We start from the raw sequence: 13,187 nt of genomic DNA, 5'->3' as shown, positions 1-13,187 counted from the left end.
AGGTGTCCGCGTTGGTTGCTGTGCTCATCAAAGGGGGGCCGGTGATGATCCCCCTGCTCTGCTGTTCCGTACTGTCCCTCGCTGTGATCATCGAGCGGGGGTGGTTCTGGTGGCAACGCCGCTCTTCCGCGGATGCCGATCGGACGCTGCAACTGGCGGCGAGGGCTCACTGGGAAGATGCGATCCGTCTTGGCGAGGCTTCTCCTTCCCCGATCGCGCGGGTCCTGGCAGCGGGGATCTGCCACAAAAACCCTTCCGCCACGCTGGCGATGGAGGCTGCTGTTCACAGGGAACTGGCCCGATTGCGGAGGCACCTGCCGATCCTCGATACCGTGATCACCCTCTCGCCGCTGCTGGGGCTGCTCGGCACCGTTACCGGCATGATCAGCGCTTTCGGGGTTATGGCGTCCAGTGGCATCAACCAACCCAACGCCATCACCGGCGGCGTCGCCGAGGCTCTCATTGCGACCGCCACGGGCCTCGGGATCGCCATCGCCACCCTCGTCCCCTATAACTACTTCTCCGCAAGAATCGAGCGAACCCTCGGCGAAATAGAGCACTACGGCTCTCGACTCGAGTTGATGTTGAAGGAAGATCGGTCGTGAAGCTTCTTCGCCACGCACCCCAGAAAGCGCGCATCGAAATCATCCCGATGATCGATACGGTCTTCTTCCTCCTGGTCTTTTTCATGATGGCGTCTCTTTCCATGGCCGTCTACCGGGGGATGCCCGTCAACCTCCCCACTGCCGCAAGCGGCCAGCACGCCCTGCAGGAGCACGCCTCGCTGACGGTGACCCAGGAGGGGCGACTCTATTTGAACAAGCAATCGATCTCGTTGGAGGCGCTCCCGGACGCTCTCAAAGCCCTTCTGGCCAACAATCCCAACCTGGCCATCATCCTCAATGCAGACGAGGGCGTCCCCCACGGGCGCGTCGTGGAGGCTATGGATGCGGCGCGCGGGGCGGGCGTCGGCCGTCTCGCCATCGCCGTGAAGCCTGCAGGAGCACAGAGATGACAATACGATCGAAACTCTTCACATATCCCTTAGTCACCTCGGTCCTGGTCCATATGGCAGGCCTCGCCTCTATCCCGCGCCTGATCGAGCTGAGCGACCGGTCGCTGCCGACGGAGCTTATTCCGATTGAGGTGATAACCACGGCTCCTTCGCTCCCGCTGCCTCCCCCCTCACCACAAAAAGAGATGGCCAGGCCGAAAGCGTCAGAGCACATCACGCCGCCGCGCCTGAAGGAGCGACCTGTAGCCGACACGGCTGAGTCTGCTTCGAAGCTCCCCTCGATTGAGGAGCCGGTAGCGGTCCCCTCGTTCCCGGTGCCCATGGACTATCCCCGTGAGGCGAAAGAGCTTCCTCCCGGACCCCTTCCCTCTGCCGAGACCAAGACGCCGGCCAAGCTGGAGCCCGGCCCCCTCCTTCCCCTGCCGGCCATCAATACGACGGGTCGTCAAGGCAACCTGCTCGGACCGACCTCCCCGGCCGAAAGGAACCCTGTGACGCCGGTTGAAGGCGGGGAAGCGGGGGCCGGAAGCCTATCGCCGAAGGGAGACGTTGTGGCCATGCCTGGAACCGGAAACGGCGGAGGTAGCGGAGGCGCGGGGAACAACGGTCTGGGCCTGGGCAGGACCGGCGGAGCAGAGAAGGTGACAGGGATCAACCCGGGAGCCGGCGGCGAGGGACCTGGAGGAGGGGCGGGAGGTCCAACCCGGCTCGCTCGGCCTCTGGGGGGCTATCAGATCAGGCCCCGGTATCCGGATTCGGCGCGGCGAGAGGGGATCGAGGGCGTAAGCCTCCTCAGGTTCGAAATCCGGGCCGATGGTACGGTCGATAAGGCCCTGATAGAGCGGTCCGCCGGGCACCGAGACCTGGACCGGGCAGCCCTGGAGGCGGTGAAGAAGTGGCGGTTTGAGCCCGCCCGACAGGGGAACCGGCCGGTCGCCGTGTGGGTGACGCTGCCGGTCCGGTTCATGTTGAGGTGACCGGGCATGCCAGCCAAGAGTTGTAGATGATCGATGCACAGAGTGATACGACCATGATGAAACAGGCGCCGTCCGCACACAGGACTGATCGCCTGGCGGCCTCGTCCCCGCCGGTGCATTGCCGACGGAAAATCGAGAGCGCGACGCTGTTCCAGCGCGATCGGGAGCTTGTGATCATTCACGAGGGACAGGAGTACGTCTTGCGTATCACGCGCAATGGGAAATTGATCCTCACGAAGTAAAACCTCGGGTTAACCAGCCAGCCACCACGGAGCCGACGTCCGACTCCTGGCAGCGAGCCACCTGATCCCCGGATGCATCCGGGAAGAAAGGAGACTCGTATGTGGGTCAAGCACGGATGTCGGGTCGCCGGCGCTCAATACCGGGAAACGTCGGTCCCCACATTCGATGAGACGTCAGGACGCGCGCCTCACCCCCCATGCCTGCAATGTTGTGGACAAGCCGAGCAACCTCAACGCATCTCGACCGGTGAGGTCATGTCCAGATGAGTTTCATCACGCTGAATCGGAAAGTCCACACGTGGGTCGGTGTCGTGCTGGCCGTGTTCGTCACCGTCATCGGTGTGACGGGGCTGGTCCTCGTACACAAGAAGGATCTTGCGTCGATCCTGAGGACGACCGAGGTGTCGGGCGCTCTCATCCCGAGCTGGTACGCACGAGAGATGGCGGAAAAGGCGAGAGAGATCAAGGCCGTAGCCGTTGGGACGAAGGAACTGACCGAGAGCGCCCTGCTCACCGGAACCAAGGCCGGGTTAATGATGCAACAGGAGAGCAGGTGGGCGCGAGCGGGAGGCGACCTCGATGGCGTGGAAGTTACCGCGTTGCTTGCAACCGACGAGAGGTGGCTGGCCGGAACGCGCTGGGGGCTTTTCCAGAGCCTGGACCGCGGGCGCACCTGGGCACCGATCAAGGACGGGCCGCTAGGTGGGGGCAAGAAGCTGGAAGTGCGAACCCTCCAATTATCGCTGTTGCATCCGCGGTCCGTCTGGATGGGAACGCAGAACGGCCTCTACCGCTCGCGCGATGGTGGGGCGCACTGGGAAGATGTCAGCGCCGTGCTCCCCATCGATGAGAAGTCCCGCCACGTCGTGGCCATTGCCTTTGCTCCCGGGCATCAGGAGACGGTACTCGTTGGCACGCACAACGGCCTCTATCGCTACAACCAGACATCGGGCGAAGTGAGTGAATTGGGCGGTAAGCAATTGGCGCTTCTGGCCACGGCCGCGATACCGCGAATGGCGCTGGATAAATATCTGACCGACCTCCATACAGGGAAGCTGTTCGCCGACCGGCTCTGGCTGCTCTATGACATCACGGCGATCGGCTTCGTTCTCTTCGTCGGCACGGGACTCTATCTGTGGATCTATCCGACGTTGGCAAGGCGGAGAAGGCTTCGGCTTCAACGGGGAAACGGTGGTCGTGGCTGCGCGGCGATCGCATTGTTTCTGGCAGTTCTCCACGGGGGGCCGGCGCTGGCTCAGCCAGCCGAGCTCGACACGCTCGAGCAGAGACAGAGCCTCCGCCTGCCGGAGGTGGTTGTCGATGAGACGGCAATCTCGGAAAGAAGGCGTCTGGTCGATCCGGTGCCACAGGCCGAAACCTCCCGTGAGGAGTTCACGATCCGGAACAACCGGCGGGCCGGCGACGTGCTTCAAAGGATGCCCGGTCTCTATCTTGAGGGTCCACCGGGAGAGCGAAACGACGTCCGCCTGCGTGGGCTCGACAAAGAATTCACGCGTATTCAGGTGGACGGGGTTCAGTTGCCCGGTGGCGGCGAGAAACGCGAATTTCAGGTCAACCGGATCCCCTCGTTCATGCTCGATCGCATTCGCATCATTCGGAATCCGACAGCGGAATTCGAGAGCGACGGACTTGCCGGACGCATCGATATCCACACCCGTCCGATCCCGGTGGAGCCGACGGTGGAGGGGCGTGTGGGTGCAGGCGGCCGAGGCGATCTGGACGGGGAGATCCTGAACGCCGCGCTCGGGTTCGGCTACCGCCCCAGCTCGTGGTTTGGAATTATGGGTGCCTTCGATTACCTCGACAACGCCTTCGAGCGCCCCAAGCAGAAGCTGTTCTCGACGGGCAAAACCGAGGTCGAAGACGACTCCGAGGATCAGGTCTCTAAAAATTTCAATCTGGACCTGGGGTTGTTCTACGGTCCGGGCGAGCTCCACCTGAAGCCGCTCCTCCTCGATCTCGACAAGGACAAGCAGAAGACCAAAATCGTACGGGATCCCAGCAAGGCCTCGACGAAGGAACAAGAGGAAGAGGTCTCCTCGGCACAGACTTGGGGGATCGGGCTGGGTCACCGGCATACCTTCGCGAGCGGCCTTACCTGGGAGACGCTGGTCGGCTATTACCTGACCGAAGAGGACAAAGATAAGGACAAGCTGGCCTTCAAGGAGAGCGCCGGCGTATTTGCCGTCGACAAGACCACCGTCGAGTCGGAACGGAAGGAGGACCGGACGTGGAACGTCTCCACGTCGGTCGCCGTGCCGTTCGTCATCGGCCTGCGACAGGAGCTGAAGTTCGGCGGCGCCTTTCGATCCCGGGACCGGTTTCGGGACAAGGATGCCCTGGAGATCGACAAGGCGGGCAAACGCAAGGATACGACCAAGCCGAAGGACAAATACGACCTTTTAGAGGACTACTTCGCCGCCTTTATCCAAGACACCGTGTGGCTGACCGACCGGATCAGCGTGCTCCCCGGCGTCCGGCTTGAGCATGTGAGCCTCGACTCCCGCGCCGGCGACGATACCCGCGGCAGCAGGAGCGTCACCGACACGAATCCGTCGGTCCACCTCCTCTACCGCTTCCGGGACGACCTGAGCCTCCGGGCGGCCGTCTCCCGAGCGGTCAATCGCCCCAAGTTCGACGAGCTGTCGCCATTCGAGCAGGACGATGGAAAAAAAATCACGGTCGGCAATCCCAACCTCGACCCCGCCAAATCGTGGAATTTCGACGCCGGCGGAGAGTTCGCCACTGCGCGGCTCTTTTTAGGCGTGAACCTGTTTTACAAGCGGATCTCTGACGTCATCGAGGAAGTGGATACAGGTATTGACAAGGAGGGCAAGGATGTCTTCCGGGTCCAGAACGTCGGTGACGGGTGGACCCGCGGCGCCGAGATCGAGCAGCGGCTCGACCTCAGCGTGACCGGCCTCGACGTTCTCGGAGGCTTCATGCTCTGGGCCAACCAGACGTTCCTGGAGTCGGCAGTGCGGGACAAGAGTGGGCGGAAGCGACGGTTCAAAGATCAGCCGCGCGTCATCGCGAACGCAGGGATGGATTATACCCTCGCCTCTTTGGGGACAACGGCATCCATCGCGTGGAACCACATCGGACGACGTAAGGAATTCAAGCCGGAGGGGGGCGTGAGGGCGATCAAACCCTCCTCTACCGTTGACGTGGCCGTCCATCAGCGCGTCTACAAAAATGTCGCTTTGTTCTTTGAGGCCGAGAACGTGACCGATGAGAAGCGAATCGAGCGAGAGAAGGCGGCCGACGGCACAACGAGCCGTAAGGTGGAAGAGGCCGGGCGCACGTTTCTGCTGGGGTTGGAGTGGAGATTCTAAATATCTGAACTGAGGAGAAGGAGGAGAAGGAGATACATGCATACGCTGACTCGGACCTTTACAGTGTGGATTGTGGTGGCGATAGCTATTGGACTCGAGTCCTCCGCCCTCGCTACCCTACCCTCACCAGGCTTTCTGGTGATCGCCCCTGATCGCGGGTATCTTGGCAACGAAGAGATCAAGACCGCGTGGGCCGAATTCGACAACTCGCACCTCACCCGCCTGGTCTTTATTTCCCTGTCCGAGGACTACCAGCGAGATGTCCGCGCGACACTGGAGGGCGCCGTTGCTGAGATGCAGCGCGAGGGAGCAACGGAGATCGTGCTGATTCCTTTTGTCGTCTCTGAAGCAGATCCCCACCTGAAAAAGGCCAGGGAGATCCTGGCGAGCGCCAAGATCCGGATTGCGCCGGTGTTTGGTGGAAGCTCGCCGGCTCAGCAGATCCTCGAAGACCGCGTCAGAACCCTCTCAAAGGAGCCGAGTAAAGAGCGGCTCGTCGTGATCGGTTTTGGGGCGACCTCGCCGGAGGAAGCTGACGCAATGACCCGCGAGCTGGAGCGCCTTGCGGCCGAGGTCAAGAAGACCCTTCACCTGGCTGATATGTCCATCGCGATCTTGTACGCCGGCCAGGCCCCCGATGCCGTCAGAGATCAGGGGAACGCGCTGGCCGAGACAACCATCGTGAGGGCGATCAAGAAGACCGACCTCCGCACGCTGGTGGTCCCCTTCCATCTGGGGTACAAGCACACCGGATCGATGCGGCTGAGCCAAAAGATCGAGTCGCTGCTGAGCGGCGGCGCCGGCGCCTACGATGGCCGGGAACTCCTCCCCGATCCTCTCGTGTTACGCTGGCTTCGCAAAACGGCCAGCCACTACCTCCCGCTTCGCAGGGAGGAGGTTGGCATTGTCGTCATGGCGCACGGCGCGGGTGAATACTACAATGCGCGGATTCTTTCTGCTGTTGAGCCGCTGCGACAGAGGTACAACATCGAGGTGGCCTTCGGGATGGCCGATGACGACACCCTCCAGGCGGCCATCGATAAGGTCGAGGCGCGGGGCGCCAGAAGGATCCACGTCCTCCGACTCTACGACCTCCCGCAGAGCTTCCAGGCGGAGACCGAGTTCGTTCTGGGCCTCAGAAGCACAATGGGCGCTGTGAGCCACAGTCACAACGAGAAGAGCGGGCCGTCCCGCATCAGGAGCGGGGCGATACTGTCCACGAGTGGCGGGTTCGGTGACCACCCCCTAATCGCCGTGATCCTCCTGCAGCGCACCCTCGAGGTGAGCCAGGCCCCGGATCGGGAGACGGTGATCCTCCTGGCCCACGGTTCCGGCGACGACGAGGATGAACGGTTCTGGATCGAGCAACTGGAGAAGCGGGCCGAGTTTATTCGAAAAAAGGCCCCCGCGAAGTTCAAGGCCATCAAGGTCGCCACCGTGCGCGAGGACTGGCCGGAGAAGAGCAAGCGCGCCGTGGCGGAGGTTCGGAAAACAATCGAACAAACGCAAAGAGAGGGCGGGCGGGTTCTTGTCATCTCGAACCGAATCGCCGGGGCCGGCCCATACCGGAAATTGCTCTCCGGCCTCGACTACACCCTAAACGACCAGGGTATCGCGTCGCATCCACACTTCACACGCTGGATCGAGGAACAGATCGAAAACTGGCTTGATGCCACCGGACTGCAGAACACACCCGTAGCGCGAGAGGGGAGCAATTGACAAGGCCTTAAGCGCTTTCCGAGTCATTGCGAGGCGGAGCCGAAGCAATCTCACAGTTCTTCAGAACAACGACAGTGAGATTGCCGCGCTCCCGTTGGTCGCTCGCAATGACCAGGCGGGACAGGCGTACATACCTAAGGGCGCGGCCGCAATCCGACGGGAGCAAGACAACCACAAGGCGAACTAATGGGCCTTAGCGCGGCTGAAGAGCGGTTGTAGGTCCCTTCGAATTGAGGGCGCAGGCCTGCTCGAGCGTGCAGGCGTCGGCCTCGATCTGAAATGTGGTGTGGGCGATACCGAAGCGTTCCTTCAGCATCTGGTTGATCCGGTCGAGCAGTCGATCGCCGTAGCTCCCCTGCAGATCAGCCACCTGCAGGTGGCAGCTCATGGCATAGACATGCGAGCTGAGGCTCCAGACGTGCAGGTCGTGCACATCCTTGACCTCCGGGAAGCTGCGCACGGCCCGCAACAGGCGATCCATCTGGACCCCGCGCGGGACGCCCTCCATTAACACATTCACGGTCTCCGCCACGATATCCCAGCAGCCGACCAGCACCAGCAGCCCGATCGCAACACTCAGGAGCGGGTCGATCAGGCCCCAGCCGCCGAACTGTATAATCCCACCGGCCACCACGACGCCTAACGACACGAATCCATCGCTCATCAGGTGCAGGAACGCGCTGCGGATGTTGAGATCGCGGGTCCCGCGCCGAAGCGACAGGGCGACCCCGACATTGATCAGGCACCCGATCCCGGCGACCGCCATCATGATCGGCGCCTCCGGCGCAATCGGCGACCCCAGCCGTTGAATCGCCGCATAGAACAGCCAGAGGGTGACCCCGATCAGCGCAAGCCCGTTAGCAAGGGCGGCCAGGATGCTGGCCCGGTGATAGCCGAAGGTCTTCCGTTCATTGGCGGGGCGCTCCACCTGTCGAAGCGCAATCCATGAGATGGCCAAGCCGATAACATCGCTGAAGTTATGCCAGGCATCGCCGATGAGGGCCAGGCTTTGTGCGGTCAGGCCTGCCACCAACTCGGCCCCGGCAAATAAGAGGTTCAGGACGATCCCGATCTGCAGACGCCGACCGACGGAAACTCCGTGATCGTGGGCCATGCCCGTATGCGCTCCCATTCCCATCTTACTGCCCCGCAGGGGGCCCGCCTTCTGTCGGTAAGACAAGATTCCGGATCACCAGGCCGGAGTCCGCCTTTAACGCAATCGGCCGCCCGTTCAGCGAGACGGCTACTCCCTTGATATTACCGATCGTCACGACAAATCTGTTGTTCGCCGACCACTGTAGGGTTTCGCCGGGACGCATCAATACCCCTTTCAAGGGCGCGCCGTCAGCGGACAGCGAAATCCAGGTCGTATCCTTGGCCTCGGCGCGCAGCGTATACCGCGCGGACTGGAGTTGCGGCTGCTGTATTTGTGGCGCTACGACCTGTTGTTGGGGTGTTATCGGTGCGATCGGCCGCTCCTGACCGGGGGAGGCGCCTTGAGGGCCGGATGGGACTGCCGTCGTAGCCTCAGGAGTCGGCGTGACCGTCTCCTGAGGCACCGGGGGCTCTGATTGGTGAGCGGGTGGGGGCGTCGGCGATGGACCTGAGAAGAGGGAGAGCCCGATGAAGATCAGGGGGATCACGACCACCGCAGGCAGCAGGTAGATCAGCAGGCGACGGGTATCGAGCTGAGCGCCTATTGACGATGATGGATGTGGCACCTCCCTCACACGGCTCGAAATCACCTGTGTCTTAAGCTGCGCCAAGAGTTGTTTCGAATCGAGACCGAGAAACGCGGCGTATTCCGTGAGAAAGCGGGTCAGATACAAGAAATCGGGGACCAGATGGAACTGCTCCTGCTCCAGCAGCCTGACAAAGGAGAGGGGGACCTTGCTGGCGTCGGCTGCCGCCTCGATTGTGAGGCCCTTTACCATCCTTGCTTCCTGTAAGAGCGGGCCAATCGTCTTCGGCGAATCACCCGCATCACCACTCATGTCACCCTCTACTCTGTGAGTCACGTCCTCGACATCGGTCATCGCCGCTCCCTCACTTCTATCCTCTCCCCCAGGTTGGGGAGAGGAGGTTTTTTAAATTCCCCTCGCCCCCCTTTCTGGGGGAGAGGGCGGGGGTGAGGGGGACGATTGTCCGCAGAATACCAGTACGCTAGCATACTGACACAGGAGAGGCAAGCGGACAGCGGTTATCGATACGCGCCATTGCCGTTCATAGTCGCAATCTGGGCCAGCGCCTCGGGCCATGACCCGACCCGGCGTACGGTATTGGGAACCGGACCCTGATTCCAGGGGCGGTCGAACAGCAGAACCGAGATGGCGGCCTCCGCGACAGCCAGGGCGACCGCCAGCTCATCTTCGATGAAGATGCCGAGTTCCAAACCCGATGCAACATCTGCCTTGTGGCGCTCGACCGGGTCGCACGTCCGGTGAACGACCGCCTCGAAGTGCGATCGCATGCCGACGCGCGCCAGCCAGTCCATCGTAATCCGTTCGTCTCGCGGCGTTCGGCCGGTGATGATGTACAGATCGTGGCCGTCGTCGGCTAATGTTTCCACCGCCTCTTTCGCATAAGGCAGGAGCGATCGTGACGAGAAAAAGCCGGCGGCGATCAGCTCCGAGAAGAAGTCGTCGGCCTCCTGCCTGGGGATCTGGGGAAACCGATCGGCAATCCGCCAGGCCGCATCAGCCGGCCCAACGTCGAAGCCGAAGCGCGCATTAAAGGCCTGTAGATAGTGCGGAAGCGAATCGGCCAGGACGTCGTCGAGATCGATGCCGATTCTCATCCCTGGCGCTCCCCGACCCACACGGTCGCGGGGCAGATGGTCCGGAAGGCGCAGAAGCTGCAGTCCCATTGACTGGGCGTCGCCGGGAAGAGCCCTCCCCTGATCCCGATCGCGGCCTCCCGCACCCGATCGGCCGCCTGCTGCAGATCCTTGTCCTTTTTGACCGCCTGCCCGATGACCACGCCGCCTGGGGTCAGGAAATGCAGATCTACCCGGTCCGGCACGCGGCCGACCGATTCCCGGTAGGCCAGCGCATACAGCGCAAGCTGTCGGCTTTCCCGCGCCTCTTTATCGGCCGTCTTCTGATCCCGGACCGCAGACGATTTGTAGTCGATAATCACGGTCTCCCCATCGCACTCATCCACCCGATCCAAAAAACCGGTCACGCTGTCATCCCCCACCTCGAATCGGAACCGTTTCTCGACGGCGGTCGGCGGCCGTCGCGTCTCGGCAAAGGCATGAAACCGGGCCAGGGCGTCCCGTCCCTCCTGCAGCCGCCGCTCTTCATGTTCCCGGGAGATGAACCCCTCATTGACCCAGTGGGCCTCGAACGTCGCAATCAGATGCTCAAGCGGCATCGTCTGTCCCTGCAAACGACGATTATTATACGCCTGAACGGCACGATGCAGGGCGGCGCCGTAGACGATCGTGTGCTCCCTGAGCACCGGAACCCGCAGCAGATGGACATATTTATATTTTAACGGACAGGTCAGGTAGTCGTCGATCTGATAGTGAGAGAGGGTCAGCGGCGTGTCGGCGCGGCCGATCGGATCAACGTCGATCTCGGGCGGCGGCGCGCCCCGACCGATGGCCGCTTCCGGTGTCCCGCGCCACGGGGATTCCTCTTCCTCTTTCGGCAGTGCCAGCGCCTCCGCCAGAAACCGGCTGCGCTTCCACTCCCGCTTCGTTCCGTAATCCCTGGCCCGTGTGAGGAACAGATGCCGTTTGGCCCTGGTCATCCCGACGTAGAACAGACGCCGCTCCTCCTGCAGGTGAAAGTCGCCGGTCGGCAGCGTCTCCTTGATCAACTCGTCGGGAAGCGGGATGGCGTCCTTACGGTCGATCGAGGGAAAGCGCTTGTCGACCAGCCCTGTGAGAAATACCGCCCCGAACTCGAGCCCCTTGGCCTTGTGGAGGGTCAGCACCGCGACCGCATCGTCCGCGGTTTCTCCCTCGGCGACGGGCGGGTCCTCGCCCGCCTCGATCAGCATCGTCAGGTACGGCACGAAACCGGCGACGCGATCCTGTGGCGCCACCTCGCCGAACCGTTGCACCAGTCCAAAGAATGCGGCCAGGTTACCGATCCGTTGGTGGTCCCGGGGAGCGTTCGACTGGAGTAGTCGCCTGCCGTAGCCCGGATGCTCCATCAGGAACTCGTACAGGATGCGACCGGTCATCTCGCGGATCGCTTTACCCACATAACGGTGCAGGTCGTCCAGCAGGGCGGCGGCGGCGGCGGCCCCCTCAGGTGAAACCCCGGACAGTTCCGGCAGCGCCTCCGGTTGCCGTATCAGATCGCGCAACACCTCGTAGAGACTCCGATGCTTCCGGTGGGCGTGGGCGTTGCAGAGGGTCAGATCCGCCGCCGGTAGCCCGTAGATATCGGAGCCGGCCAGATGAAAAAGGCTCAGGGAGTCGTAGGGGTCGACCAGCAGGCGGAGGAACGAGATCGCCAACCGTACCTCCTCCCGATCGTACAGCCCCCTGGCGCCGCTGAAGCGCCACGGGATCCCCTTCATGTTGAGCGACCGCAGGAACGGGTCGGCATCGCTGTTTCTTCGAACGAGGATGGCGATGTCGCGTGGTGTATACGCCTCAGCCTCGATTAACTCCTCGATCTTCCCGGCCACCCAGTCGGCCTCGTCCTGATAGGCCTGGAAGACCAGACTCTCAACGGTCGGGCCGTCGCCGTTGCACGCCTTCAGGCGCTTGTCGACGCCCTCCTGATACTCCAGGCGATCCGGATTGTTGTGCTGGATCAGCCGATACGCGGCATCGAGAATGCCGGGTGTCGAGCGGTAGTTCTCCGTCAGGACGACAGTCTTCGCGTCGAGAAACTCGCGACGGAAGCCGAGGATGTTGCTGATGGAGGCGCCCCGAAACTTGAAGATCGACTGGTCGTCATCCCCCACTACCGTCACATTCCGATGGGTAGCGGCCAGAAGCCTGACGATCTGAAACTGGGCGTAGTTGGTATCCTGGAACTCATCCACCAGGATATATCGAAACCGCTCCCGCAACTGTTGAAGTGTCAGTGGGTGCTCTCGAAGCAGGTTAAGCGTCCGCACCATCAGGTCGCCGAAATCGAGCTTCCCTTCTCGGGCCATCAGCGCCTGGTACCCTCGGTAGATCGCGGCGATCTCCAGCTCCCGCACAGCCTGTTCCGCCAGAGCGAGGTTGTCTGGCGTGGCTGCCGCCCGGCGTGCCAGCTCCTCTGCGCAGGCCGCGTACGCCTCGGGACCGACATCCTCATCCTTGGCCCGACTGAACAGTTTCAGCAGGGCCTGGACATGCCGCAGCGGGTTGCCGAGCGGCCGGAAATAGTTGAGGGGGAGTTCGAACAGATGCTCCTGAAAGAAGATCACCTGCTCCGGTTCCGTGAGCAGACGGAAGTCCGGGGTTAACCCGATCTCCAGTGTATGCTCCCGCAACACGCGATCGCCGAAGGCATGAAAGGTGGAGATCCAGGTGTCGGTGAAGCCGTAGGGGACCAGCAGGTCGACGCGCCGTTCCATCTCCGCCGCCGCCTTCTCGGTGAAGGTCAGGGCGAGGATCTGGTCTGGCCTGGCCCGCTTGCTGGTGATCAGGTGGGCGATGCGACGGGCGATGACGGTGGTCTTCCCTGTGCCGGCGCCCGCAATGACGAGCAACGGCCCCTCGCCGTGCGTGACCGCCGCCTGCTGGGCCTCGTTCAGGCCGTCCAGACCTGCCGTCCCTGCGCCCGAAGCCATAATTGTTGGTGGCTGTACCATCTGCTGTCAGTTCCTGAAGGCGATACAGAAGAACATACATGAAGAACGACGCAATATCAATACACTGCGCATGATAATGTACTGGTACAATTTCCTCAGTCTGACTCAT

General features: G+C 62.3%; 10 protein-coding genes. 6 read left to right on the top strand and 4 right to left on the bottom strand.

The window, feature by feature from the left end; all coding sequences use genetic code 11:
* The first annotated feature begins 2 nt into the window (after positions 1-2).
* From C3F12_03810 to C3F12_03785, 6 genes are all read left to right on the top strand, one after another.
* Complete coding sequence (locus C3F12_03810) at positions 3-605, top strand: MotA/TolQ/ExbB proton channel family protein (protein PWB47120.1); 603 nt, start codon at positions 3-5, stop codon at positions 603-605.
* On the top strand, positions 602-1,015 hold the full coding sequence (locus C3F12_03805) for a biopolymer transporter ExbD (protein PWB47119.1): 414 nt from the start codon (positions 602-604) through the stop codon (positions 1,013-1,015). The genes C3F12_03810 and C3F12_03805 overlap by 4 nt, the downstream gene beginning before the upstream one ends.
* Entirely contained in the window at positions 1,012-1,992 is a 981-nt protein-coding gene (locus C3F12_03800) for a hypothetical protein (protein ID PWB47118.1), read from the top strand. Before C3F12_03805 ends, C3F12_03800 begins: the two co-directional genes overlap by 4 nt.
* A 53-nt stretch (positions 1,993-2,045) precedes the next feature.
* Complete coding sequence (locus C3F12_03795; GenBank protein PWB47578.1) at positions 2,046-2,234, top strand: hemin uptake protein HemP; 189 nt, start codon at positions 2,046-2,048, stop codon at positions 2,232-2,234.
* A gap of 263 nt (positions 2,235-2,497) precedes the next feature.
* Positions 2,498-5,590: a hypothetical protein gene (locus C3F12_03790; GenBank protein PWB47117.1), complete on the top strand. Its 3,093-nt coding sequence runs from the start codon at positions 2,498-2,500 to the stop codon at positions 5,588-5,590.
* 36 nt (positions 5,591-5,626) lie between these two features.
* Complete coding sequence (locus C3F12_03785) at positions 5,627-7,309, top strand: hypothetical protein (protein PWB47116.1); 1,683 nt, start codon at positions 5,627-5,629, stop codon at positions 7,307-7,309.
* Between the two features lie 193 nt (positions 7,310-7,502).
* On the opposite strand, the gene C3F12_03780 is transcribed toward C3F12_03785, so the two are convergent.
* The 4 genes from C3F12_03780 to C3F12_03765 all read right to left on the bottom strand — a co-directional run bounded on the left by C3F12_03780 (position 7,503) and on the right by C3F12_03765 (position 13,078).
* Positions 7,503-8,447: a cation transporter gene (locus C3F12_03780; protein ID PWB47115.1), complete on the bottom strand. Its 945-nt coding sequence runs from the start codon at positions 8,445-8,447 to the stop codon at positions 7,503-7,505.
* Between the two features lies 1 nt (position 8,448).
* Complete coding sequence (locus tag C3F12_03775) at positions 8,449-9,345, bottom strand: hypothetical protein (protein PWB47114.1); 897 nt, start codon at positions 9,343-9,345, stop codon at positions 8,449-8,451.
* Positions 9,346-9,509: 164 nt separating this feature from the next.
* On the bottom strand, positions 9,510-10,175 hold the full coding sequence (locus C3F12_03770) for a hypothetical protein (GenBank protein ID PWB47113.1): 666 nt from the start codon (positions 10,173-10,175) through the stop codon (positions 9,510-9,512).
* Positions 10,103-13,078 (bottom strand): hypothetical protein, encoded by a 2,976-nt coding sequence (locus C3F12_03765; protein ID PWB47112.1) that lies wholly within the window; start codon positions 13,076-13,078, stop codon positions 10,103-10,105. The genes C3F12_03770 and C3F12_03765 overlap by 73 nt, the downstream gene beginning before the upstream one ends.
* Between the last annotated feature and the right edge of the window lie 109 nt (positions 13,079-13,187).

The sequence above is a fragment of the Candidatus Methylomirabilota bacterium genome, from assembly GCA_003104975.1.
Lineage (GTDB): Bacteria > Methylomirabilota > Methylomirabilia > Methylomirabilales > Methylomirabilaceae > Methylomirabilis.
The sequence above is the reverse complement of the archived record's forward strand: the minus strand, read 5'-3'. Positions and strand labels throughout refer to the sequence as shown.

Coding starts and splice junctions, on each gene's coding strand:
- C3F12_03800 (PWB47118.1), top strand. CDS start 1,012: ATGACAATACGATCGAAACTCTTCACATATCCCTTAGTCACCTCGGTC.
- C3F12_03795 (PWB47578.1), top strand. CDS start 2,046: ATGATGAAACAGGCGCCGTCCGCACACAGGACTGATCGCCTGGCGGCC.
- C3F12_03790 (PWB47117.1), top strand. CDS start 2,498: ATGAGTTTCATCACGCTGAATCGGAAAGTCCACACGTGGGTCGGTGTC.
- C3F12_03785 (PWB47116.1), top strand. CDS start 5,627: ATGCATACGCTGACTCGGACCTTTACAGTGTGGATTGTGGTGGCGATA.
- C3F12_03780 (PWB47115.1), bottom strand. CDS start 8,447: ATGGGAATGGGAGCGCATACGGGCATGGCCCACGATCACGGAGTTTCC.
- C3F12_03775 (PWB47114.1), bottom strand. CDS start 9,345: ATGACCGATGTCGAGGACGTGACTCACAGAGTAGAGGGTGACATGAGT.
- C3F12_03770 (PWB47113.1), bottom strand. CDS start 10,175: ATGGGACTGCAGCTTCTGCGCCTTCCGGACCATCTGCCCCGCGACCGT.
- C3F12_03765 (PWB47112.1), bottom strand. CDS start 13,078: ATGGTACAGCCACCAACAATTATGGCTTCGGGCGCAGGGACGGCAGGT.